Source organism: Propionivibrio sp. (assembly GCF_049316945.1).
Taxonomy (GTDB): Bacteria; Pseudomonadota; Gammaproteobacteria; order Burkholderiales; family Rhodocyclaceae; genus Propionivibrio.
This window is the reverse complement of the sequence record NZ_JBMOJE010000008.1, coordinates 14,395-36,661: the sequence shown is the minus strand read 5'-3', so window position 1 is coordinate 36,661 and position 22,267 is coordinate 14,395. Positions and strand designations below refer to the sequence as shown.

The window sequence follows — 22,267 nt, the reverse complement described above, 5'->3', positions numbered from 1 at the left end:
CGACTGGTTCAGTCATATTCATGGCTATGCCGGTTCAAGAAGGGGGAGCAGTTCAGGAGGTGGCGCCTGAGCGGGCGAAAGGGTGTCGTGACGAAGCAGCAAACGGGCAATTTTCTCGACGACCTTGGCATTCACGGCGTTGCCAAGGGCCTCGAACGCTCGTCCTTGTGGTTCCGGCAGGTGCTTGAGTTCACCCAAGCTCTGAAGTTTTGCGCACTCGCGAGGCGTCATGTAGCGCTTCTGCCATGCGATGATGGGTACTTGCGTATCAGTCATCGCCACAAGGCTGGGAGCCGTGATGGGCCGCTTAACCCGTACCCCTGAGGCGCGAAATTGGATGACGTAATCCCACAGATTTCGATTACCTCCCTGTGCATTCCACTCGAATTTTTGGTGGCTCGACACGAAGGGCTTGACCATCGGTAGCCAAGGGTCAATCCAATGCCGATTATCCGCGTAGAATTTCCGGTTAGAGCGGATAAAATCCTTCTTCCATTTGGGAAATTCCGCTTGCAGCGTACGCGCGTGGCTGGGCAGCGCCTTCCATTGTTCATCGGGCGGCAGCTTCGCAAGTGCTATGCCATGAGTACCTAGATAGCCGTTCAAGGCGCTGCCCCCCAAGCGTGCACGCTCGCCGAAGGGCGTGGTGCTCTCGAAGGGATAGGTGGCCCCAAACTCCATGGACCAGACGGGGAAGGAAGGCAAGGCTACGTCCTTCGGGCACAACTCGAGAAAGCGGTTCCATACTGTCAGGCAGTGAAGCGTCTTCTGCGAGAGCGTCTTCGCATCGGCCGGGAAATGCTCCAGCACATGTGTAATGCTGGTGGAGTGGTTTTCCTTTTCCGGCCACTTAAAGCCATCCAGGGATTCCAGTCGCCCCACGATATACACTCGTTCTCTGATCTGCGGGATGCCGAAGTGGTGGGGCGAGAGCTTTGCCTCATCCACTGCATAACCCAATTTCTCCAGTTCCTTCTTGATGCGTTGGAACGTGTTGCCTCCGTCATGCTTTAGGAGGTTGGGGACGTTCTCAAGGATAAAATGTCGCGGGCGCTTCTCTTTCAGGATAGCCACAACGTCAAAAAAGAGCGTCCCTTGGCGGGAACAGTTGAACCCAGCTTGGTCACCAGCCTTGGAAAAGGACTGACAGGGAAATCCCGCGCAGAGCACCTCGTGCGCAGGCACGTCGGCTGGCATGACTTCCCTAATATCCCCGACTGCAGTCACTCCGAAATTTCTGGCGTAGATTGTTTGCAGGTGCGGCCGAATCTCTGCGGCGAAGACGCACTCCCCACCCAGCCGCTCAAGCGCCACATGAAATCCACCTAGCCCCGCAAAAAGGTCTATAAATTGGAATTTTGACATTTGTATAAATTATCCAGTCCATCCGCGGGGGAGGGTGGACCAACTTCGGCCTTATAACGAATTACAATGATCGCACCATATTAGCACTTTACGCCCCTTCGCCCGGCCCGGGATAGTGGTGTAGGCTTGCCGCCGCTCCTGATCGCTGGAGGCCCCCAGAGGCGAATGCTTGTGCTAAAAACAGGCGCTAAATGCCAACAATATGACGCGCAAACTGTGCCAGCGGACTCTGCATGGGATACGGGGAACGATGGCCCGAACTGGGTAAATGGTCTCACGAAACTTTGGCAACCGAGACTCGCTTTCGGCTTTTCGCCGCGACAGCCGATAGTTCGAGGGGTTCTACGTTCTGACTTTAACCAGGCTGTAGAAAGGCGGCCAGAAATAAAATCGGCTGTCCTGGTTGACCGGAACAGCCGAAAATGCCTTATTATTCAAGGCGGTGTTGGTGGGCCCGCAGAGATTTGAACTCTGGACCAAAGGATTATGAGTCCTCTGCTCTAACCAACTGAGCTACAGGCCCTGAAAACCGGTTTGCTATTGACCGCTATCCAGGAAACTGCGCAACTTGTCTGAACGAGACGGGTGACGCAATTTGCGCAGGGCTTTGGCTTCGATCTGGCGGATACGCTCGCGGGTGACGTCGAATTGCTTGCCGACTTCTTCCAGCGTGTGGTCAGTGTTCATTTCGATGCCGAAACGCATGCGCAACACTTTGGCTTCGCGTGGTGTCAGCGTGTCAAGCACGTCCTTGGTGATGAAGCGCAGGCTGGAATAGAGAGCGGCGTCGGTCGGGGCCAGCGTCGATGAATCCTCGATGAAGTCGCCCAGATGGGAATCGTCGTCATCGCCGATGGGCGTTTCCATCGAGATTGGCTCTTTGCTGATCTTGAGGATCTTGCGAATCTTCTCTTCCGGCATTTCCATTTTCTTGGCCAGCGTTGCGGGATCGGCTTCGAGGCCGGTTTCCTGCAAAATCTGCCGCGAGATGCGGTTCATCTTGTTGATCGTCTCGATCATGTGCACCGGGATGCGGATGGTGCGCGCCTGGTCGGCGATCGAGCGGGTGATGGCCTGGCGGATCCACCAGGTGGCGTAGGTCGAGAACTTGTAGCCGCGGCGGTATTCGAACTTGTCGACCGCCTTCATCAGGCCGATGTTGCCTTCCTGGATCAGGTCGAGGAATTGCAGGCCGCGGTTGGTGTATTTCTTGGCAATCGAAATGACCAGGCGCAGGTTGGCTTCGGTCATTTCGCGCTTGGCGCGACGCGCCTTGGCTTCGCCGGTGGACATCTGCTTGTTGATGTCCTTCAGTTCCTTGAGCGGAATACCGATGCGGTCCTGCAGGGCCAGCAGTTTTTTCTGCTCTTCCTTGATGTTGGGGGCATTGCGTGTAAGGGTCGGGGCATAAGCCTTGCTGCTGGCTGAGGCCAGTTCGGTGTCTACCCAGCCGAGGTTAAGTTCGTTGCCCGGGAATACCTTGATGAAGTGCGGACGAGGCATACGCACGGTATCGACGCAGATGCGCTGAATCTTGCGCTCGCAACCGCGTACTTCTTCAACCATGGCGCGCACCGATTCGCACAGGCGTTCGATGGTCTTGGAAGTGAAGCGCATGCCCATCATCTCTTCCGAAATTTTTTCCTGGAGCTTGAGATAGGCCTTGTCTTGCGAATCCTTTTTGATCAGGATGCTATGCGCTTTGGTGTAGAGCGACTTGATAACGGTTAACCGTTCCAGACCTTCTGTCTTGAGTTTGAGCAGGGAAGCTGCCGCCGCAGCACCTTCGGCTGCTTCAAGGTCTTCTGCTTCATCACTCTCGACTTCGGCTTCTTCGTCGGCAGCAAGTTCTTCGATGACTTCGTCGGCGCTGTGGTTGATCAGGCCGTCGATCAATTCGTCGATGCGCATTTCGTCACAGGCAATCTTGTCGGCGCAATTGACGATTTCGGCAATTGTCGTCGGACACGCGGAGATGGCCTGGATCATGTGCTTGAGGCCGTCTTCGATACGCTTGGCGATTTCGATTTCGCCTTCGCGCGTCAGCAGTTCGACCGAACCCATCTCACGCATGTACATGCGCACCGGGTCGGTCGTGCGGCCGAATTCTGAATCGACGGTAGACAGCGCCTGTTCGGCCTGCTCTTCAACGTCGGAGTCGTCGGCAGCCACCGGCGCCGCGGCGTCGGACATGAGCAGCGTCTCGGCATCCGGAGCCTCGTCGAAGACCTGGATTCCCATGTCGTTGAAGGTGCTGATGATGTTTTCGATCTGCTCGGCATCGACGACGTCATCCGGCAGATGGTCGTTGACTTCCGAGTAGGTCAGGAAGCCACGCTCCTTGCCCAGCTTGATCAACGTTTTGAGCCGCGTCTTGCGCGTCTCGTCGTCAACCGGCGAAGGCTGATTGCCGATTTGTGCCAATAACTCGGCTGCTTTAGCCTTTGCCGTCTTGCTGGTTGTTGCCTTTTCCCTTGCCATGACCAATTCCCGGTGTGCGTTATACTGGAAAAACCCAAAATTTTACCACAACTTGCCTTGTTTTAGCCCGTTCGCCCGCGTGTGCTCAATGCTTGCAGGTAATGCAGCTTTTCTTCGCCCGAAAGCCCGGCAACGCCGAGCTTTGAAACTTTCTCCTGCAGCTGCGCGAATGCACGCTTGTTCTCACCCTCGACCAGGCGTTTAATAGCACCGTCAAACTCGGCATCGATATCTTCTTCGGCAAAGGGTTGTTGCATAAGTTCGGCTGCGGCTTCACGCAAAATATTTTCATCTTCACTCCCGCGCAGCCGTTCCAGCAATGCCGCGTAGGGCGGCGTTGGATCGCCTGCCGCCATAATCGTTTCACATAAACTCCTCACCGCACGTGCTTCGGCGGAATTGGTTGGCAACGCGTCTACTGGCAGGCCGTTCGCCAATTCCGGCTTTTGCAGCAACAAACGCAGCAATGGGCGCAACAACGAGGGCGCCTGCCTGGGAACTCGCGCCGGTGCAGGTCGTGCAATTGGCCGCAGGTCGCACAGGCGTTCAACTTCTGGCTGCGAGAACCCACTGGCTTCCGCGAGTCTCTTGACCAACTGTAGCCGCAATAATGGAGTTTGCAAGCGGCCTAGCAGTGGTTTGGCTTCAGCCACCAATTTGGCGCGTCCCTCGGCACTGGTCATGTCGCAATGTGATGCTAGTTCGCGCAACAAAAACTCGGAAAGCGGTGTGGCCTGAACGACCATGCGCTCGAAAGCCTCGGTTCCCTGGCTGCGTACAAAGCTGTCGGGATCGTCGGCCTCAGGCAAAAAAACAAAACCGATACTTTTCTGCTCGGGCAAGGCTTCAAGACTGTTTTCCAGCGCCCGCCAGGCGGCCTTGCGACCGGCCGAGTCACCATCAAAGCAGTAGACGATGTGATCAACCTGGCGCAGCAGCTTTTGCACATGTGTCGCCGTTGTGGCCGTGCCGAGTGTCGCCACCGCGTTGCCGATGCCATGCTGGGCAAGCGCCACGACGTCCATGTAGCCTTCGACGACGATCGCCGTGTCCTTGTCGCGCAATGCACCGCGCGCCTGCGGCAGACCGAAAACTTCCCGCCCCTTCTCGAAAAGTGGCGTTTCAGGCGAATTCAGATACTTTGGTTCGCCTGCACCAAGCACGCGACCGCCAAAGGCGATAACCTCGCCCTTCTGGTTCATGATCGGGAACATGATTCGATCACGGAAGCGGTCATAGAGGCGCCCCTGCTCGTTCTTGATCACCAGACCGGCGATCTGCAATTCGTTGATGGTGTAATCCTCGAAAGCCGTGCCGAGGTTTTGCCAGCCTTCCGGGGCATAGCCGATTCCGAATTTCTGGGCGATTTCACCGCTGACGCCCCGCGCCTTGAGATAGTCGATGGCCTTTTCGGATCGCTTCAACTGCTCATAGTAGTATTTTGCCGCACGCGCCATGATTTCGGTCAGCGCGGTAATTTTCGGGCCGTCATGGGGTCGCCGACCTTCGTCTTCAGGCACTTGCAGGCCAACGCGGTTGGACAGTTCCTTGATGGCATCGATAAAGCCGAGTCCGGAATACTCCATGAGAAAGCCGATGGCCGTACCGTGTGCTCCGCAACCAAAGCAATGATAGAACTGCTTGGTCGGGCTGACAGTGAACGAGGGTGATTTCTCGTTATGAAACGGGCAGCACGCCGCAAAATTGGCTCCCGCCTTCTTGAGCGGGACGTAGCCGTCGATCAGGTCGACGACGTCGACGCGGTGCAGCAGTTCCTGGATGAAAGATTCCGGGATCATTGGGATAGTGAGGAATTAAGAGTCAAGAGTGAGGAGTAACACCAGAGCACTGGTCTTACGTTCCCCAAATTGCTGTTGCTCCTCACGCTTCTCTCCTGCCCCCTTACTTCGCGAGAGCGGCTTTGACCAGCTTCGATACTTCGGTCATGTCGGCACGCCCGGCCAGTTTCGGCTTGAGTACGGCCATCACCTTGCCCATGTCGCAGGGACCAGCCGCGCCGGCTTCGGCTACAGCGGCAGCAACAGCGGCGGCGATTTCATCGGCCGAAAGTCCCGCCGGCATATAGGCGGTGAGCAGATTGGCCTCGAACTTTTCGGCATCGGCAAGATCCTTGCGCCCGGCGGCTTCATATTGCGTGATGGAATCGCGGCGCTGTTTGAGCATCTTGTCGATGACGGCGACGACCGCCGCATCGTCAAGCACGATGCGTTCATCGACTTCCCGCTGCTTGATTGCCGCAAGCAGGAGGCGGATAGCGTCACGCTTTCCCGTTTCTCCTGAACGCATGGCGGCCTTCATGTCTTCGGTGATGCGCTCTTTCAGGGTCATCGCGAGTCTCCTTGGGTTGCGGCGGCGAAATGGCAAACAACAGGCAAACAACAGGCAAACATCAGGCAAGCTTCAGCCAACAAATGCTAAAAGCCGCCCATCGCTAAACGGGCGGCTGGTCGGCAATCAAAATCTGGTTTAAAAAAGCTTTGGCGGAAGAGTCTGGCTGCGCATGCGCTTGTGATGGCGCTTGACTGCAGCGGCCAGCTTGCGCTTGCGCTCAGCCGTAGGCTTCTCGTAGAACTCGCGGGCACGGAGTTCGGTCAGCAGTCCGGTTTTTTCAACGGTGCGCTTGAAACGGCGAATCGCTACTTCAAACGGCTCATTTTCCTTCAGACGAATGGCGGTCATTAACTCTATCCTAATTTCAATAATCGACTGTTTACAACGCAGCCGGGCATTATAAACAAAGCCGGATGAAAATTCCAAGCCCTTTGTTTTTTGTTTTGCCCGGAGCCGGTGGTCGCCAGGTTAGAATGCCGCCCATGCTGATTCTTGGAATTGAATCCTCCTGCGACGAAACGGGGATTGCGCTTTATAGTACCGATGCTGGCGGTGCGCTTCTTTCACACGCCTTGCACTCGCAGATTCTGATGCATCGTGAATATGGCGGGGTGGTTCCCGAACTCGCTTCACGGGACCATATCCGGCGTGTCGTTCCCTTGCTGCGCAAGGCGTTGGCCGATAGCGGACGCACGCTCTCCGAGGTCGGTGCCATCGCCTACACCCAAGGCCCCGGGCTGGCGGGCGCCTTGCTGGTCGGTGCTGCATTTGCTGAAGGACTGGCCGCCTCGCTCGGCATACCGACGGTGCCGGTTCATCACCTCGAAGGTCATCTGCTCTCGCCGCTGCTTTCGAGCCGGCCGCCGCGCTTTCCCTTTATCGCACTGCTCGTCTCTGGTGGACATAGCCAGTTGATGCGCGTGACCGGCGTTGGCGAGTACCAGCTTCTCGGTGAAACCCTGGACGATGCAGCCGGCGAAGCTTTTGACAAAACTGCCAAATTGCTTGGCCTGCCTTACCCCGGCGGCCCGGCGCTGGCTGATCTGGCTGAGCGCGGCCAGCCAGATATGGTGAAATTCCCACGCCCGATGCTGAAATCAGGCGATCTTAACTTTAGTTTCAGTGGCCTGAAAACGGCCGTGCTGACCAAAGTGCGCGAGATTGGCTCGCCCGACGAACAGCAGCGCGCCGATATTGCGCGTGGCTTCCAGGACGCCATTGTCGAGGTTCTGGTCAAAAAATCGATGCGGGCGGTGAAGGAAAGTGGCTTGAAACGGCTGGTCGTGGCCGGTGGCGTTGGTGCCAACCGCGAACTGCGCCGTCAGCTTGATGCGCTGGCGGCAAACGCGGGCATTTCGGTCTTCTACCCGGAACTGGAGTTCTGTACCGATAACGGCGCGATGATCGCGCTGGCCGGCGCTTTACGCATGCTATCCGGCGTGTCGAGCAAGCCGGCGGGCGCCTTTGCCGTGCGTCCGCGCTGGCCGCTGGCTGATATTACCGGCTGATCAGGCCTTTTTCCCGGCGCCGATCTTCGCCTCGGCTCCTGCCATCAAGCGTTGCAGATTTTGCCAGTGCTTGCCGATCAGGGCCATTGAGATGACGCCCACGGCAAGTAACATCGTGTCGCTGCCCCAGAGGAAAAATGCGAAAACCGGTGCGGCCGCTGCTGCAACCAAGGCTGCCAGCGAGGAATAGCGCAAAGTAAAGACAACGAACAGCCAGGTTGCCAGCGTTGCCGCACCAAGCCAGGGATCGATAGCCAACAACACTCCTGCCGCTGTCGCCACGCCTTTTCCGCCTTTGAATTTCAGGAATACCGGGTACAGGTGTCCGAAAAAGACGGCCAGCGCGACAAGCCCGATCAAGCCCGATTCGAACCCATGGTCCGCACCGTACTTCCGGGCAAGAAAAACCGCCACCCAGCCCTTGAGCAGATCGCCGAGCAAGGTCATTGCGGCTGCGCCCTTGTTGCCGCTACGCAGTACGTTGGTTGCCCCCGGATTTTTCGATCCGTAACTGCGCGGGTCAGCCAGCCCGAAAACACGGCTGGAAAGCACGGCAAACGGGACGGAGCCCAGAAGATAGGCCATAACGACGGCTAACAGGGCGAGTGGAGCATTGGACATGGATAATCCCGGAAACTCGAAGGGCGGTTGCGTTAAAGGTTAAAATGCGAAATCTATCGGGCCCGGCCTTTCCGCCCGGCCAATAATTCTACACTGCCCCGACCTGCTGCCAAATGGACATCATCTTTATCGACGACTTTCGCATCTCGACACTGATCGGGATTTACCCGCGTGAGAAGGCGGTGCCACAGACGGTCGAGATGTCCTTGCAGATCGGCTCCTCAACAGCACACGCCGGTAACACTGATGATATCGGCGACACCATTGATTATGCGCTGGTCGTCGAACGGCTGCGCAGCGAACTGGCTGTGCGTCATTTCAACCTGCTCGAAAAGCTCGCCGAATACGTGGCTAACCTGCTGCTCGAAGACTTCGGCGCGACTTGGGTGCGTGTCTCGATTGCCAAACTGGGCATGATGCGCGGTGTGCGGCGCGTCGGTGTGGTCATCGAGCGCGGCACATCTGCCTGATTTCACCCTTTTAGTGCCACGGTCACAACCGTCGGCGACAGTGCCCGCAGCAAGTCATGCGGATGCACTCCGACCAGAAAACCGCGTCGGCCGCCGTTGATATAAATGAGCGGTAAATCAAGGATGCTTTTCTCGAGGCATATCGGCATTTGCTTTCTGGTGCCGAACGGGCTGGTTCCGCCGACCAGAAAACCGGTATGCCGATTGGCGACTTCCGGCTTGCACGGCTCGACCTTCTTGCAGCCGATCTGCCTGGCCAGTTCCTTGGTCGACACCTTGCAATCGCCATGCATCAGGACGATCAATGGCCTGGCCGTCTCGTCTTCCATCACCAGCGTCTTGATTACGGCGTGTTCAACGACATTCAGTTCGCGCGCCGAAACGTTGGTACCGCCGTGCTCTTCATACTCATAAAGATGATTGGAGTGGGCAATACCGTGCTGGCGCAGAAACTTTGTCGCCGGAGTTTCGGGGGCGTTGTCTGATCTCATGGTTTTTTCTCCTGAAGCATGACTTCCCGAACCAAGCATAGCAGAGTCGCTTAAGTTCAACATTCATCCGCGTGGATGATGCGCCGCATGCAGCGATTTCAGTCGTTCGCGGGCGATGTGCGTGTAAATCTGTGTAGTTGAAATATCGGAATGCCCGAGAAGCATCTGCACCACGCGCAAGTCTGCACCGTGATTGAGCAGATGAGTGGCAAAGGCGTGGCGCATGACATGGGGTGATAATCGCGAAGGATCCATTCCGGCCAGCAGAGCATAGCGCTTGATCAGTTGCCAGAACGCCTGACGGGTCATCGCAGCACCTCGCGCTGTGACAAAGAGGTCGTTACTCTGACGCCTGTCGAGCAGGGCCGGACGGGCTTCTGCAAGATAGCTGCGTAGCCAGTCGATGGCTTGCTCGCCGAGCGGAACCAGACGCTCCTTGCTACCCTTGCCGAAAACCCGAACCACACCCATGTCGAAATTCACTTCGTGCATTTTGAGCCCGACCAGTTCCGTTACGCGCAAACCGGTTGCGTAAAGTGTTTCCAGCATGGCACGGTCGCGCTGGCCAAGTGTCGTGTCGGTCGGGGGCGCGGCCAGAAGGGCGTCAACCTGAGTTTCGGAAAGCACTTTGGGCAGGCGCGAGGGCTTCACCGGCATGGCAATCTTGAGCGTCGGGTCGATGTTGATCCTGGCGCGTGACATCAGGTGCCGATAGAAGCGGCGCAAGGTCGAAATGTAGCGTGCCTGCGATGAGGCACGCAGTGTTTGCGAGAGCATGGCGACAAAACGCATCAGCGCGAGCTCGTCGGCGCTGCACAGCGAAGCGAGTTTCTGTTCGCTCAACCAGTTCGATAAGTGAATCAGGTCGCTGCGGTAGCTCGATAGCGAAGCTTTGGCCAGTCCGTCTTCCAGCCACAGGATGTCGCAGAAGGCATCAATCTCCGCTCGATCAGTCTGGTTGGCTTCAGCGAGCTTCATGCGCCAGCAGCCAGCGCTTCACGTCGAGCAGGAAGCCGCCTCCGTGCCGTGAAAAGCCGCCCAGCCCGCCGCCGCTGGCGATTACCCGATGACAGGGAACAACGAGCGGAAAGGGGTTGGCACCACAGGCCTGGCCAACCGCACGCGGCGCGTTGTGCAGGGCTTTGGCCAGTTCGCCATAGGTGCGTGTCTGATGCTTTGGAATGGCGGCGATCTGTTCCCATACGCGGCGCTGAAAGAGGGTTCCCGATGGGTGCAGGGGCAAGCTGAAATCGAAGTCGGCGTCAGCCAGATAGGCTCGCAACTGGCGCACAGCTTCAGCGGCCAAGACGTTTGAAGGCGAGAGTTCGGCACATGGTTCGAGGAAGTCGACTCCGTGAATTTCAGTGTCGCCACAGCGCACTCCAAGGCAGAAACCGGTTGCTGCAACGACGGCTTGGTACACTCTAGCGGGTTGCTGGTGCATGGTTGGTGCTCTCAGCTACGCACTTGCCCGTTACCGAGCACGATCCATTTCTGGCTGGTCAGTCCTTCGAGGCCAACCGGGCCGCGTGCGTGAATCTTGTCGGTCGAGATGCCGATTTCAGCGCCCAATCCATATTCAAAGCCATCGGCAAAACGTGTCGAAGCGTTGATCATGACTGATGACGAATCGACCTCACGCAGGAAGCGCATGGATTTAGTGTAGTTTTCGCTGACGATGGTTTCGGTGTGATGTGAGCCGTAACGATTGATGTGATCAATCGCTTCGTCAAGCCCGGCAACCACCTTGACCGAAATGATCGGAGCCAGGAATTCTGTGGCGTAATCCTCCTCGGTCGCTGCTTTGGCTTCTTTCACCAGTGCCTGCGTTTCGACGCAGCCACGTATTTCAACGCCCTTGGCCAAGAGCATGGCGGTAATCGGCAGAAGCAGACGGGCTGCCACATTGCGCGCAACGAGCAGTGATTCGGCGGTGTTGCAGGTGCCGTAGCGCTGCGTCTTGGAGTTCTCGACGATTCTCAGCGCCTTGTCGGCATCGGCATCGTCATCGATATAGACATGGCAGTTGCCATCCAGATGCTGGATCATCGGCACCCGTGACTCGGCCAGCAGGCGCGCAATCAACCCCTTGCCGCCGCGCGGGACGATCACATCGACGTATTCGCGTAGGGTTATCAGGTGGCCGACAGCGGCGCGGTCGGTGGTATCGATCACCTGCACGACGTTGGCCGGCAGGCCGGCCGAGGTCAAGCCCTCCTGCACCAGTGCGGCGATGGCGCGGTTGCTGCGGATGGCCTCTGAGCCGCCGCGCAGGATGGCGGCGTTGCCCGACTTCAGGCATAGCGCCGCCGCATCGGCCGTAACATTGGGGCGGGCTTCGTAAATGATGCCGATGACACCAAGCGGGACGCGCATCTTGCCAACCTGAATGCCGCTCGGACGGAATTTCAAGTCGCTGATTTCGCCGACCGGGTCGGGCAACGCGGCGACCTGTTCCACACCCTCGGCCATGGCCTCGACGCCTTTTTCGGATAGTGTCAGGCGGTCGAGCATGGCTGGCTCAAGCCCGGCAGCACGGGCTGCAGTCAGATCTTCCCGATTGGCCGAGATGAGCGCGGCGGATTCGCGCCTGATGGCGGCAGCGATGGTGCGCAAGGCCTGGTTCTTGACCTTGCTATCGGCCCTCGCGATGGACCGGGAGGCTTCGCGTGCCTGCTGCCCGACTTGGTGTACGTACTCCTTGATATTCATGTTTACCCTGCTTTATTCAGGTCAAAATGCAATTATAGCTATCGATGAAATAAAACACTGAATGGAACCATTGGAAAGAGGTACACTCTTACCGCTATTGAATCTTGCCAATGATTGATGATGAGCCCAAAACTGATTGTCCCCGCTGAAGTGAAAGTTTGCGCAACCTGCAGTTATTGGGATGGCGAACGAAAGATCGACCCCGACCTTCGAGTGGTCGTAATCGATGACAGTTGCGAGGGCGAGTGCCTGGTGCAGGGAAAATGCTGCCAAGGCCTTACAAACGAGGGCAAATGGATAAACGATTGCCTTTGGGAGCATCTGGCTCCTGACGAGCCACCGATCACTAACGACAAATAAGTGTTTCCGGGGTTTCAGTTAACGCCGAGGTTGAGGCCCAGTCGAAGAAATTCATCCCACACGTCCCCTGCACCGGCCGCGCCCTTGATCATGCGGTCGATGCGTGCCGCATGCGCCAACGCAGAATTGGCTTTGGCGGCATCCATGCGTTGCAGGGCACGCTTGAACAAAACCTGACGTGCGCCCCAAACCCGAGCTTCCTTGAGCAGCACGTCGAGTGACTGACGCTCCTTCAGCCCCGACTTGACCTGGGCCAGCGCACGTACCTCTTCGGTCATCGCCCAGAGCACCAGCGGCGGTGCCTCGCCTTCCTGCTGCAAGCCGTCAAGCGTGCGTGTCAGGCGCGCGACATCACCGGCCAGAAGCGCTTCTCGCAGTCCGTCGAGGTCATAACGTGCCACATTGAGTACCGCCCCCTGCACCTGCTGCAGCGTGATTTCGCCAGCCGGATAGAGCAGACCGAGTTTCAGGATTTCCTGATGGGCTGCCAGCAAATTGCCTTCGACACGTTCGGCAATGAAACGCAGGCCGTCGCTATCAGTACTTTGCTGCTGGCGGCGCAGGCGACCGGCAATCCAGGCCGGCAGTTCTGCCAGATTGGGCGGGATCAGCTTGATGGCCACACCTGCCTCATTCAGTGCCTTCAGCCAGACAGCTTTCTCCTCGGTCCAGTCGAGCCCGGGTAGCGTTACCAGCAGCAACGCATCGGGGGAAGGATGGTCACAGTAGTCCTTGATTGCCGCGCCCCCCTCGCGCCCCGGCTTGCCGGTCGGAATGCGCAGATCAATCAGCGTACGACCGCCAAACAGCGACATATTGCCTGCGGCATGGTGCAATTCAACCCATTTGAACCCGGAAATGGCCGTTAGAACCTCACGCTCGTCGAATCCGCGTCGGCGGGCTGCAGCGCGAATTGAATCGGCGGCTTCAATTACCAGCAGGGGCTCATCGCCATAGACGACGTAAACCGGCTTCAGCTCGCGTTCAAGGTGGGCTGCAAGTTGCTCGCCCTTGAGTTGCATCTTCTGCCAGCCCTATTCGATGGCAGGTGGCGGCATTGGCTTGGCGGCTGACAGCCGGCGCATCAGTTGTTGCACCACATCCGACTCCATGTCCCGCCACAGCAGTTCTTCTTCCTGAGTCTTCGCCAGCACGGCAGAGTCGGCATAAGTCAGGTCGCGTGACAGCTCGATCATTCCGGGCACGATCAGATTGAGTCCTTTGCTGTCCACCACACGATAGCCAAAGCGATAATACAGGCGTTTCTCGCGCACATTTCCGGAGCCGGAGAATGACAGTATCACCGGCTCGCGGGCGTCGTAGGTCATATAAAAGCTCGCCTGCGCTTCCTTCGGGGTGTCAACCAGGCGAACCGCCCCGGAGGCGCGGATCTGACGCTTGAGCCCGGCGCCGATCAGCGAAGTATCAGGCACGCCAAGGTAGAGGCTCTCGAAGGGCAGCGTATAGGCGCCGCGCAACTGGAATCCGCAGGCCGAAAGCAGCAGTACCAGTATCACTACGACCGAATGAAGCAAAACGCGCATGGCGCACTCCCCGAAGCACTAAACGACAATATTAACCAGCCGCCCCGGAACGACGATCAGCTTCTTGGGCGATTTTCCTTCAAGGTGCTTCTGCACTACTTCACTCGCCAGCGCGGCCGCTTCAATGCTTGCCTTGTCGGCACCGGCGGGCAAGCGCAGGCTGCCGCGCAGCTTGCCGTTTACTTGCAGCATCAGTTCGATTTCGTCCTGGACCAAAGCGGCGGCATCAACCTTCGGGAAGCGCTGCACACCGGCTTGCTGACCGGGCCTGAGCTCGGCGTAGAGTGCTTCGCAGACATGCGGCACGATCGGGTAGAGCAGCAGCGCAACGGCTTCCAGCGTTTCCTGTCTGACCGCGCGGGCTGTCGCTGAATCGTCTACGAGTTTGACATAGGCATTGAGCAGTTCCATCACGGCCGCGATGGCCGTGTTGAACTGCTTGCGCCGGCCATAGTCATCGGTGATCTTGCCGATGGCCTGATGCAACTGGCGACGGAAGGTTTTCAATTCGGCCGAAAGGGTTTCGGTGCCTTCGCCACCCGCATAGGCGGCAACCAAGCCACCGGAAACATGCTCGAAGACGATGCGCCAGACGCGCTTGAGGAAGCGGAAAGCGCCTTCGACACCCGCGTCGGACCACTCCAGCGATTGATCCGGGGGCGAGGCAAACATGATGAACAGGCGTGCCGTGTCGGCGCCAAACTGGTCGATCAACGACTGCGGATCGACACCGTTATTCTTCGACTTGGACATCTTCTCGGTGCCGCCGATGACTACCGGCAGGCCGTCGGTACGCAAGGTGGCGCCGATGGCACGACCGCGCTCGTCGCTGGTGAGGTCGACGTCGGCCGGGTTGATCCATTCCTTCTTGCCGTTGGCCAGTTCGCGGTAGAAGGTGGGGGCCACCACCATGCCCTGCGTCAGCAGATTGGCGAACGGCTCACCAAGTCGGGTATCGCCGAACAAGCCGGTATCGCGCATCAGCTTGGTCCAGAAACGCGAGTAGAGAAGGTGCAGGATGGCATGTTCGATGCCGCCGATGTACTGGTCGATGCCGCCCTTGCACCAGTAGGCGACGCGTTCGTCAACCATCGCCTGGTCGTTGTCCGGGCAGCAAAAGCGCAGGAAATACCATGAGGATTCGACAAAGGTGTCCATCGTATCCGTCTCGCGCCGCGCCGGCTTGCCGCACTTCGGACAGCTACACTCGTAAAACTCCGGCATCTTGGCCAGCGGACTGCCGGCGCCGGTGACCGTCACGTTTTCCGGCAGTATCACCGGCAACTGTTCGTCCGGCACCGGCACATCGCCGCAAGCGGGGCAATGAATGATCGGGATCGGGCAGCCCCAGTAACGCTGGCGCGAGATGCCCCAGTCGCGCAGACGGAACTGGGTGCGCTTGGCGCCCAGCCCTTTCGCCGCGAGATCGCTGGAGATTGCGTCAAACGCCGCCTGGAATTCGAGTCCGTCGTATTTTTCGGAATTGACGCAAACGCCAAGCTCGGCATAAGACTCCTGCCAGGGCGCCGCCACAGCGACATACACACCGGTCGGAGAGCCAATAGACATGCGGATCTCCAGCCCATAGCGGGTGGCGAAAGCAAAGTCGCGTTCATCGTGTGCTGGAACGGCCATCACCGCGCCTTCGCCGTAGCCCATCAGCACGTAGTTGGCGACCCAAACCGGCAATTTCTCGCCGTTCAGCGGATGAACGACGAACAGGCCGGTCGGCATGCCCTTCTTTTCCATCGTCGCCATGTCAGCCTCGGCCACGCCACCGCGCTTGCATTCCTCGATGAAGTCGTGAAGTTCGGGATTGCCGGCTGCAGCCTGGGCAGCCAGCGCATGCTCGGCGGCTACGGCCACGTAGGTCGCACCCATCAGCGTATCCGGGCGCGTGGTGAACACCTTGAGCACGCCCTCTGCACCGATCGAAGCCACATCGTAGGGGAAGCCAACATCACAACCATAGCTCTTGCCGATCCAGTTCTTCTGCATCAGCTTGACCTGTTCCGGCCAGCCCCCAAGCTGGTCTAGGTCAGCCAGCAATTCGTCGGCGTAGGCGGTGATCTTCATGTAGTACATCGGGATTTCGCGCTTCTCGATCAGCGCGCCCGAACGCCAGCCTCGACCGTCAATCACCTGCTCGTTGGCCAGCACGGTCTGATCTTCCGGATCCCAATTGACGGTGCCAAGGCGCTTGTAGATCAGGCCTTTCTCGTAGAGGCGCGTAAACAGCCACTGCTCCCAGCGGTAATAGTCCGGCTTGCAGGTGGCCAGCTCACGATCCCAGTCGATGGCAAAGCCGAGCCGCTTGAGCTGCCCCTTCATGTACTCGATATTGGCGTAGGTCCATTGTGCCGGCGGCACGTTGTTCTGAATCGCCGCATTCTCGGCCGGCATCCCGAAAGCGTCCCAACCCATCGGCTGCATGACGTTGAAGCCGAGCATCCGGTGGAAGCGTGCCAGCACATCGCCAATCGTGTAGTTGCGCACATGACCCATGTGCAACTTGCCCGAGGGGTAGGGGAACATCGAAAGACAGTAGTATTTGGGCTTGCTGACGTCTTCAACTGCACGCGCTGCACCCGTCTTGTTCCAGTGCAACTGGGCGGCGAGTTCAATCTCTTGGGGCTGGTATTTTTCCTGCATGGCTGGCTAAGGTCAGAAATGAACTAAACCGCGAATTATACGCGGTTTGCAGCGGGGTCCCGTCCGCCAGGAGCTTTGCTGCGAGATCTATTGGTCATCAGGAAGCTGGAGCGGCGATGAAGTCTGACGATTCTCCTTCTGATTCGATCCATGCGGTGCTCCGATCAAACCTTGGGCAAAAATTCTTTACTGGAAAACGCTTGAATGCTGATGGAACAGCGTGGAATAAACCTTAAAACCTCAGTTTAACCACGGCGAACACGGCGGGCACAGCGAAAAGCCTCAGTTTTTTAGGATTTCATGGCTCACCCAAAGGGTGAATTATGAAAATATTGCAAGTCATTGATTTCCCGTTGTGTTCGCCGTGTTCGCTGTGGTCAACTGCCTTTTCTAGGATAAAACGCCAGAGACGCGGGTTTCAGTGAGATAAGTTCCAGTTCCAACCTGCGCAAACCGGGCTGGCGCAACTGATGACGAACTCTCCTAGCCCACCGCCAGTTCAAAACAGCGGTCAAGTTGGCTATGCAGCAGCTTGACCATTTCCGGATCGATGCGCCCTTGGTTACTCAGGCTGTCAATGCGTGACATTACATCGTTCTTGGCCATATGTTCGCGGTATGGCCGTTCCTGTGACAGCGCCTGGAAAATATCAGCGACGGCTATCAGGCGCGCTTCAAGCGGGATGTCCGTTGCCTGGCAATGGAATGGATAGCCGGTGCCGAGCAGATTTTCGTGATGCAAGGCGGCCCACTCTGCAATCGGCTGACCAGGAAAAACTTTCCTCAGAATGTGACCGCTGTCATAGCTGTGGCGCATGACGAAGGCACGCTCTTCGCGCGTCAGCGGTCCCGGCTTGTCAATGATTTCCTCCGGAACGCGCAGCTTGCCGATGTCGTGCAGCAGGCCGGCAATTTCGACCATGTCGAGATGTTCGCCGCGAATGCCGGAAGCCTCGGCCAGATGACGGGCGATGCCGGCGACACGGGTGGAATGCTCAAGTGTGTAGGAGCTCTTGGCGTCGACAGTGTGCGCGAACAATCCTGCGATGGCCAACGCTCCGACCGTATCCAGTTCGACTGGCCGGCTACTGTGCAACTGGTCGTCGATCTGGTCTTCGATGTAGGTTGGGTCCATCGCCAACCAGAACGATTCTCGGGAAGCCGCACGACGAAAAGCATCGACGAGCAGAGGTGCGAACAAGGTGCCGCCCATGTCGGCGATGCGCTTGATGACCTCGGGGTATTCCCAGAGGATCTCATTCTTCAGTGCCGCACCCACGAAATAAGGGGCCAGCAAAACGTCGGTGCGGTCGGCGAGAAAGATCAGATTGGCTTCAAGGCGCACATCTTCGGACAGGTCTTCTTGAAGAAGTGCGGTCCACCGAGTGTGATGCCAGAGAACAATGGATGAGAAGTTCGCCAGTGGCGGACAAGCCGCCAGATAGTCGGCACCCCGCAAGCAGTGCTTCTGGGCACCTTCCCATTCGAGTGTTTCGGTAATGGCGCGGTGCTCCTTGGCGCGCGAGACGCCGCAGTCATGGAGCATCCCGGCGTAGAGCATTCTCACGCGATGAGATTGCGACCAGTTCATTTCGTGGGCAATCGCCGCCGACATGAGCGCCACGCGCTTGCCGTGCTGAAATTCATCGGTGCCGACAAAATCGAGGGCATTAGTCAGTGAGGTGATCGCACGCTGCAGATTGATTTTCATGTCAGGCTCAAAAAGTTGCACCCACGCCCCCGATGAAAATGCCAGTGCTGCATGAATGGGCATAAGGAAGGCGAAGAAATTGATAGTAGACTGGAAGTCCATCAACACCAAGCGCATTTGCCCCAGAAACGATTGCAGCACCACAGGGAAAGTCGTGTGCCAATGATGTGACGATGCTTCAATCCATCACTATTCTTGCATTGGTCGGCGCTTACAGGCAGCTTGTTTCTGAGCATCGACTGTTGGCAGTCGATTGACAAGCTGATGATTTCAGGGTCCGTAAGGCCTTGGAGGTCCATAATGCTCGACAGGGCATCAACGAGGATTTATTACGAACTGCTGTCTTGCAGATTTCATCACCGCAGCCTTACAGGGAAAATGTTTTGGAAAACTTGCCGGCAATTGAAGTGGAAACTGGAGTCAACCCTGCATTCTCGATCATATGGATGCATGGCCTTGGGGCGGATGGCTCGGATTTCGAGGCCATTGTTCCCGAGTTGGGACTCAATAAAGCCACGGCTGTCCGTTTCATATTCCCGCATGCGCCGATGATTCCAGTCACCTGCAACGGTGGCTACGTCATGCGTGCCTGGTACGACATCATCTCGCTGGACAGCACATCCCGCAGCGTGGACGAAGAAGGAATAGTTCATTCATGCGCAGCTATCCGGAAATTGATTGTTCGTGAAATCGAGCGCGGCATCCCGAGCCAGCGAATTTTCATTGCCGGATTTTCCCAGGGAGGAGCCATTGCCTATACGACCGCTCTAACTTACCCGGAGAAGCTGGCCGGGGTTATCTGCCTGTCGGCCTACATTCCATCAGCACGGCTGCTGGATGAGGAATTGAGCGATGCGAACAAGACCATCCCGATTTTCGCGGCTCACGGCACTCAGGACGATGTCGTTTCCTTTGGCTTGGGTCTGCGCGCGAAAGAGACATTGAATGCCAGGGGCTATCAACTTGATTGGCACACCTATCCGATGCCGCACTCAGTTTGCCTTGAGGAAATCATCGCGCTCGGGAAATGGCTTCAGGCCAGGATGGAAGAGTGCTGATTTGAGCAACGTAGTCTTCAATCGTGCATCCCTGAGCACAACCGACCTTCCATCCTATCAGGGTATTTCGATTGCTGATGTAAGCTTGATTGATTCGGAATGCCTTGCGCGCGAGGCTCTTGATGCGCTGATGGCCGCCGAAGTGATCGGATTCGATACGGAATCGAAACCGACTTTTCTGAAAGGGGAAGAATCGACCGGCCCGCATCTTGTTCAACTGGCCACAGAAAGTCGTGCGTATCTATTTCCGATTTCTGGCTTGCACGTCACGAACGCATTGAAAATCATACTGGAATCGCCCCGTGTCCTGAAAGTCGGCATGGGTTTGGGGAATGACCGTAGCGCTCTGAAATCCAGGCTGGACATCAGCCTGACTAACGTACTTGATCTCGGTGAAGTTCTGCGCGGATCGGGGCACCGGGGTACGGTCGGAGCAAAAGTTGCCGTGGCGCACTTCTTCGGTCAGAAATTCAATAAATCAAAGAAAACAGGGACCAGCAACTGGGCAAACCACCAGTTAAGCGAGCGCCAGCAACTTTATGCGGCAAATGATGCCCACGTAGCGCTAGTGCTTTACCGGGCATGGGCGCGCAGCGTTCGGTCGCATTAACCAGGCAGGGCTGGATTTCGAGTTTTACGAGTCAGTTCCTGGTATTTATATAGAATGCGCGACATGGAATCCCGTAACGCGCAATCAAGGCAGTCGCTCCGGCTGGCTGTCGCAATCTCCCTGCTACTTCATTCAGCCGTTCTTTTCCTCGGTTTCTCCTCGTCTGACCCGACAAGCGGGCCGGCAACGAATCCCGACAATTCGACCAAGGCAAATCACCCGCGCCTTCTCGCCGCCATTGTCGCGCCCGCCAAGCCCCTGCTGAGGGTTCCGCCTTCCTCACATGAAGAGGCGGCGCCGAAAAGTGAAGCTAAAAAACAAGTCGCCTCATCAGGTAAACAGGTAGAAAAACGAAAATTGAGTGCCCCCACCGGGGTGTGGGCAGCCCGTTCATGGTCTAGCGCTGAACGTGCGGACATGGATAAATTCCTCAACGAACTGGCCGCGCAAGCCAAGCCGCCAACCGGCCGGGAGCTATCAAAAAGGGCCCTGGCCATGGCACGGCAGATGGGGCGGAATCCGCAGGGCAACGGTGATGACGAGGCGTTGGTTCAGCCGACCGCCACTGGCAAAATGATCGAACCCTTCAGTCTTGAGATGTATTTCGATGCCTTTGTCCGCAAACTGAACCGCAGTGCCGCCTTCGTCAAGAATGATCCGCGAGTACGAGGGTCACGCAAAGCACTGGTACAAATAACACTGAATTCGGACGGATCCCTAAAAGGCTACCGCGTTGTTCGTTCAGGAGATCAGGAAGCGGAGATTGCCTATATAAAAAGTGTACTTGACCGCGCGTCACCGTTTGCAGCTTTTCCGCCCGATATCCGCAATGTCAGCGATTCGTTGCTCATCCTTATGTGCATTTACCCCGCGCATGCGGGAGGAGGCAGTGGTTTCTCACGAATTTTTGGCGCTCAAGAATGCAAGGACTAGCCAAAAATATTTGTAACCAATCAATGATTCGATCCTGGCCCCTTTGTTGTGGGCCCCTTTGTTGTGCAGGACGGTCTTCGCGACACGGTAAGTTTCGACCCCTGACAGCGGGTTGACAACGCATCGGCCTGCAAGCACCGCCGAATGGCGATCTACAGAGGTCATGGCTGAAGAGCCTTATATAACGCCAGTCTTCAGGCGCATGCCATGCAGGACGCCTATTCATAAGCTCTGCAGAGCACATGAAAGTCTTTGCCCACAACTCCTGAATGCACTCGAAAGCCTGCACTGGCTGGAGCGTGGCGCCCCCGCTCTGATGGCCTCAATTTGCCCGCGTGCGCTACAAGCCCGCCTGATTCGCTGCCACCTTTTTGATAAAAACAACGCCCGGCAGATTTTCAAAATGAGCATCGCAAGTGAGCAATTCAGCGCCGAATTCTTGAGCTGTCGCATACACCACGGCATCTGCAGTGGCCAGTTTGTATTGACGGTGCAGATCGACGGCTCGTAGGGCGATGCGCGTGTCCAGTGGAGCTACAACGCATTTCTGAGTGTAAGCGATCATCTGATCCGCCTGCGCCTCACCGCTTTCCCGGATCAGCCATTTCGCCAATTCAAACTGCACGATAGTGGGAACAACGCACTGTGTTTTTTCAGGAATCTCTTGTGCCAGCGTTGCATGCAACGAACTGCCTGTAAGCCACTCAATCCAGGCCGACGTATCTACGACGCGCATCAGAACCGGTCTTCCCGGTCGCGATAGTCTTCAGTCCGGGCGCCGCTGACCATGCCGGCGAGTTGCTCCAGCTCGGGTACCGGCATCAGTAGTACCCCCTTGCCTTTGGGGATGAAAACGAACTCCTGCCCGGCTTCCCAATGCAGTTCGTCGCGAATTATTTTTGGCACGGAAATCTGATACTTGCTGGATAGCGTCGCCGTAGATGCCATATTCTTACCTTTTATCTATGGATAATTCGATGGTAAGAGTATAGCGAGTCATGGGCCTGAACGCGAGAAGCAAGACTGAAGAGCAGATCAATCAAGAAAAACCGGTTGCTTACCCTGCAACGCCAGATTGCCACTGCGCCCGGCAAGAAATAGAAGAAATAGGGGACAGACCCCAATTTTATGAATCTCAAAATCGGGGTCTGTCCCCTATTTCTTCGCGATTGGCGGAACGGCGCGGCGGCTTTGGTGTTGGCTCCCTTCCTGAGCCAACAATGGCGTAATTTCCGCATGACATCGATCGTATTGCCCTGCAAGCCCTGTCAAATGGAAATCTACGGAGGCAGTTGCTGAGTCGCCTTTGTTTACGCCATTCTTCATGTGTAAGCTCTGTAGATCCACTGCTCACGCGGCTTTCATGGAAGGCACTTGTGGGACGGACTTCAGCCCGACAT

Annotated in this window: 21 protein-coding genes and 1 tRNA gene; 5 read left to right on the top strand and 17 right to left on the bottom strand. The window is 57.1% G+C overall.

Annotated features, from left to right (window positions below; genetic code table 11):
- Positions 1 to 24 precede the first annotated feature (24 nt).
- From ACOYNV_RS03405 to rpsU, 6 genes are all read right to left on the bottom strand, one after another.
- Positions 25 to 1,365 (bottom strand): DNA cytosine methyltransferase, encoded by a 1,341-nt coding sequence (locus ACOYNV_RS03405; protein ID WP_422898336.1) that lies wholly within the window; start codon positions 1,363 to 1,365, stop codon positions 25 to 27.
- Between the two features lie 446 nt (positions 1,366 to 1,811).
- Positions 1,812 to 1,888: transfer RNA gene (locus tag ACOYNV_RS03400), tRNA-Ile, on the bottom strand.
- Positions 1,889 to 1,902: 14 nt separating this feature from the next.
- Positions 1,903 to 3,846 carry an RNA polymerase sigma factor RpoD gene (rpoD, locus tag ACOYNV_RS03395; RefSeq protein ID WP_422898335.1) on the bottom strand — a complete coding sequence of 648 codons (1,944 nt, stop codon included), beginning with the start codon at positions 3,844 to 3,846 and terminating at the stop codon, positions 1,903 to 1,905.
- 62 nt (positions 3,847 to 3,908) lie between these two features.
- On the bottom strand, positions 3,909 to 5,645 hold the full coding sequence (gene dnaG, locus ACOYNV_RS03390) for a DNA primase (RefSeq protein WP_422898334.1): 1,737 nt from the start codon (positions 5,643 to 5,645) through the stop codon (positions 3,909 to 3,911).
- Positions 5,646 to 5,748: 103 nt separating this feature from the next.
- Positions 5,749 to 6,195, bottom strand: a complete 447-nt coding sequence (locus ACOYNV_RS03385) for a GatB/YqeY domain-containing protein (protein ID WP_422898333.1) — start codon at positions 6,193 to 6,195, stop codon at positions 5,749 to 5,751.
- A 138-nt stretch (positions 6,196 to 6,333) separates the two neighbouring features.
- The gene (rpsU, locus tag ACOYNV_RS03380) at positions 6,334 to 6,546 is read right to left on the bottom strand and encodes a 30S ribosomal protein S21 (RefSeq protein WP_186412635.1); all 213 of its coding nucleotides are present in this window, start codon (positions 6,544 to 6,546) and stop codon (positions 6,334 to 6,336) included.
- 134 nt (positions 6,547 to 6,680) lie between these two features.
- Between rpsU and tsaD the strand changes: the two genes are divergently transcribed.
- A complete protein-coding gene (tsaD, locus tag ACOYNV_RS03375; protein WP_422898332.1) occupies positions 6,681 to 7,706 on the top strand; it encodes a tRNA (adenosine(37)-N6)-threonylcarbamoyltransferase complex transferase subunit TsaD in 1,026 nt (341 codons plus the stop codon).
- On the opposite strand, the gene plsY is transcribed toward tsaD, so the two are convergent.
- Positions 7,707 to 8,327 carry a glycerol-3-phosphate 1-O-acyltransferase PlsY gene (plsY, locus tag ACOYNV_RS03370; protein ID WP_422898331.1) on the bottom strand — a complete coding sequence of 207 codons (621 nt, stop codon included), beginning with the start codon at positions 8,325 to 8,327 and terminating at the stop codon, positions 7,707 to 7,709.
- Between the two features lie 113 nt (positions 8,328 to 8,440).
- Between plsY and ACOYNV_RS03365 the strand changes: the two genes are divergently transcribed.
- Entirely contained in the window at positions 8,441 to 8,797 is a 357-nt protein-coding gene (locus ACOYNV_RS03365) for a dihydroneopterin aldolase (protein ID WP_422898330.1), read from the top strand.
- A gap of 2 nt (positions 8,798 to 8,799) precedes the next feature.
- Here the strand turns inward: ACOYNV_RS03365 and ybaK are convergent, their stop codons facing one another.
- From ybaK to ACOYNV_RS03325, 8 genes are all read right to left on the bottom strand, one after another.
- On the bottom strand, positions 8,800 to 9,288 hold the full coding sequence (gene ybaK / locus ACOYNV_RS03360; RefSeq protein ID WP_422898329.1) for a Cys-tRNA(Pro) deacylase: 489 nt from the start codon (positions 9,286 to 9,288) through the stop codon (positions 8,800 to 8,802).
- A gap of 63 nt (positions 9,289 to 9,351) precedes the next feature.
- Complete coding sequence (xerD, locus tag ACOYNV_RS03355) at positions 9,352 to 10,266, bottom strand: site-specific tyrosine recombinase XerD (protein WP_422898328.1); 915 nt, start codon at positions 10,264 to 10,266, stop codon at positions 9,352 to 9,354.
- Positions 10,253 to 10,732, bottom strand: a complete 480-nt coding sequence (locus tag ACOYNV_RS03350; RefSeq protein ID WP_422898327.1) for a methylated-DNA--[protein]-cysteine S-methyltransferase — start codon at positions 10,730 to 10,732, stop codon at positions 10,253 to 10,255. The genes xerD and ACOYNV_RS03350 overlap by 14 nt, the downstream gene beginning before the upstream one ends.
- An 11-nt stretch (positions 10,733 to 10,743) precedes the next feature.
- Entirely contained in the window at positions 10,744 to 12,000 is a 1,257-nt protein-coding gene (locus ACOYNV_RS03345) for a glutamate-5-semialdehyde dehydrogenase (protein WP_422898326.1), read from the bottom strand.
- A 374-nt stretch (positions 12,001 to 12,374) separates the two neighbouring features.
- Positions 12,375 to 13,382 carry a DNA polymerase III subunit delta gene (gene holA, locus ACOYNV_RS03340; protein ID WP_422898325.1) on the bottom strand — a complete coding sequence of 336 codons (1,008 nt, stop codon included), beginning with the start codon at positions 13,380 to 13,382 and terminating at the stop codon, positions 12,375 to 12,377.
- 12 nt (positions 13,383 to 13,394) lie between these two features.
- Positions 13,395 to 13,904 carry an LPS assembly lipoprotein LptE gene (lptE, locus tag ACOYNV_RS03335; RefSeq protein WP_422898324.1) on the bottom strand — a complete coding sequence of 170 codons (510 nt, stop codon included), beginning with the start codon at positions 13,902 to 13,904 and terminating at the stop codon, positions 13,395 to 13,397.
- Positions 13,905 to 13,922: 18 nt separating this feature from the next.
- Positions 13,923 to 16,556, bottom strand: coding sequence for a leucine--tRNA ligase (gene leuS / locus ACOYNV_RS03330; protein WP_422898323.1), 2,634 nt, complete (start codon positions 16,554 to 16,556; stop codon positions 13,923 to 13,925).
- A 483-nt stretch (positions 16,557 to 17,039) separates the two neighbouring features.
- Entirely contained in the window at positions 17,040 to 18,266 is a 1,227-nt protein-coding gene (locus ACOYNV_RS03325; protein WP_422898322.1) for an HD domain-containing phosphohydrolase, read from the bottom strand.
- Positions 18,267 to 18,673: 407 nt separating this feature from the next.
- Between ACOYNV_RS03325 and ACOYNV_RS03320 the strand changes: the two genes are divergently transcribed.
- Genes ACOYNV_RS03320 through ACOYNV_RS03310 form a run of 3 tightly spaced genes read left to right on the top strand, consistent with a single transcriptional unit; the run spans position 18,674 to position 20,867 of the window.
- Positions 18,674 to 19,324 carry an alpha/beta hydrolase gene (locus ACOYNV_RS03320; RefSeq protein ID WP_422898321.1) on the top strand — a complete coding sequence of 217 codons (651 nt, stop codon included), beginning with the start codon at positions 18,674 to 18,676 and terminating at the stop codon, positions 19,322 to 19,324.
- Position 19,325: 1 nt separating this feature from the next.
- Entirely contained in the window at positions 19,326 to 19,934 is a 609-nt protein-coding gene (locus ACOYNV_RS03315; RefSeq protein ID WP_422898320.1) for a 3'-5' exonuclease, read from the top strand.
- A 54-nt stretch (positions 19,935 to 19,988) separates the two neighbouring features.
- A complete protein-coding gene (locus ACOYNV_RS03310; protein ID WP_422898319.1) occupies positions 19,989 to 20,867 on the top strand; it encodes a hypothetical protein in 879 nt (292 codons plus the stop codon).
- 340 nt (positions 20,868 to 21,207) lie between these two features.
- Here the strand turns inward: ACOYNV_RS03310 and ACOYNV_RS03305 are convergent, their stop codons facing one another.
- On the bottom strand, positions 21,208 to 21,603 hold the full coding sequence (locus tag ACOYNV_RS03305; RefSeq protein WP_422898318.1) for a type II toxin-antitoxin system VapC family toxin: 396 nt from the start codon (positions 21,601 to 21,603) through the stop codon (positions 21,208 to 21,210).
- On the bottom strand, positions 21,603 to 21,815 hold the full coding sequence (locus tag ACOYNV_RS03300; RefSeq protein ID WP_422898317.1) for an AbrB/MazE/SpoVT family DNA-binding domain-containing protein: 213 nt from the start codon (positions 21,813 to 21,815) through the stop codon (positions 21,603 to 21,605). Before ACOYNV_RS03300 ends, ACOYNV_RS03305 begins: the two co-directional genes overlap by 1 nt.
- Positions 21,816 to 22,267: the final 452 nt, after the last annotated feature.

Excerpts from the sequence above, each read along its gene's own strand:
- ACOYNV_RS03305 (WP_422898318.1), bottom strand. The coding sequence starts at position 21,603 with ATGCGCGTCGTAGATACGTCGGCCTGGATTGAGTGGCTTACAGGCAGT.
- ACOYNV_RS03310 (WP_422898319.1), top strand. The coding sequence starts at position 19,989 with ATGCGCGACATGGAATCCCGTAACGCGCAATCAAGGCAGTCGCTCCGG.
- lptE (WP_422898324.1), bottom strand. The coding sequence starts at position 13,904 with ATGCGCGTTTTGCTTCATTCGGTCGTAGTGATACTGGTACTGCTGCTT.
- ACOYNV_RS03385 (WP_422898333.1), bottom strand. The coding sequence starts at position 6,195 with ATGACCCTGAAAGAGCGCATCACCGAAGACATGAAGGCCGCCATGCGT.
- ybaK (WP_422898329.1), bottom strand. The coding sequence starts at position 9,288 with ATGAGATCAGACAACGCCCCCGAAACTCCGGCGACAAAGTTTCTGCGC.
- leuS (WP_422898323.1), bottom strand. The coding sequence starts at position 16,556 with ATGCAGGAAAAATACCAGCCCCAAGAGATTGAACTCGCCGCCCAGTTG.
- ACOYNV_RS03365 (WP_422898330.1), top strand. The coding sequence starts at position 8,441 with ATGGACATCATCTTTATCGACGACTTTCGCATCTCGACACTGATCGGG.
- ACOYNV_RS03350 (WP_422898327.1), bottom strand. The coding sequence starts at position 10,732 with ATGCACCAGCAACCCGCTAGAGTGTACCAAGCCGTCGTTGCAGCAACC.
- ACOYNV_RS03325 (WP_422898322.1), bottom strand. The coding sequence starts at position 18,266 with ATGAAAATCAATCTGCAGCGTGCGATCACCTCACTGACTAATGCCCTC.
- ACOYNV_RS03405 (WP_422898336.1), bottom strand. The coding sequence starts at position 1,365 with ATGTCAAAATTCCAATTTATAGACCTTTTTGCGGGGCTAGGTGGATTT.
- tsaD (WP_422898332.1), top strand. The coding sequence starts at position 6,681 with ATGCTGATTCTTGGAATTGAATCCTCCTGCGACGAAACGGGGATTGCG.
- ACOYNV_RS03345 (WP_422898326.1), bottom strand. The coding sequence starts at position 12,000 with ATGAATATCAAGGAGTACGTACACCAAGTCGGGCAGCAGGCACGCGAA.
- dnaG (WP_422898334.1), bottom strand. The coding sequence starts at position 5,645 with ATGATCCCGGAATCTTTCATCCAGGAACTGCTGCACCGCGTCGACGTC.
- rpsU (WP_186412635.1), bottom strand. The coding sequence starts at position 6,546 with ATGACCGCCATTCGTCTGAAGGAAAATGAGCCGTTTGAAGTAGCGATT.
- holA (WP_422898325.1), bottom strand. The coding sequence starts at position 13,382 with ATGCAACTCAAGGGCGAGCAACTTGCAGCCCACCTTGAACGCGAGCTG.
- plsY (WP_422898331.1), bottom strand. The coding sequence starts at position 8,327 with ATGTCCAATGCTCCACTCGCCCTGTTAGCCGTCGTTATGGCCTATCTT.
- rpoD (WP_422898335.1), bottom strand. The coding sequence starts at position 3,846 with ATGGCAAGGGAAAAGGCAACAACCAGCAAGACGGCAAAGGCTAAAGCA.
- xerD (WP_422898328.1), bottom strand. The coding sequence starts at position 10,266 with ATGAAGCTCGCTGAAGCCAACCAGACTGATCGAGCGGAGATTGATGCC.
- ACOYNV_RS03300 (WP_422898317.1), bottom strand. The coding sequence starts at position 21,815 with ATGGCATCTACGGCGACGCTATCCAGCAAGTATCAGATTTCCGTGCCA.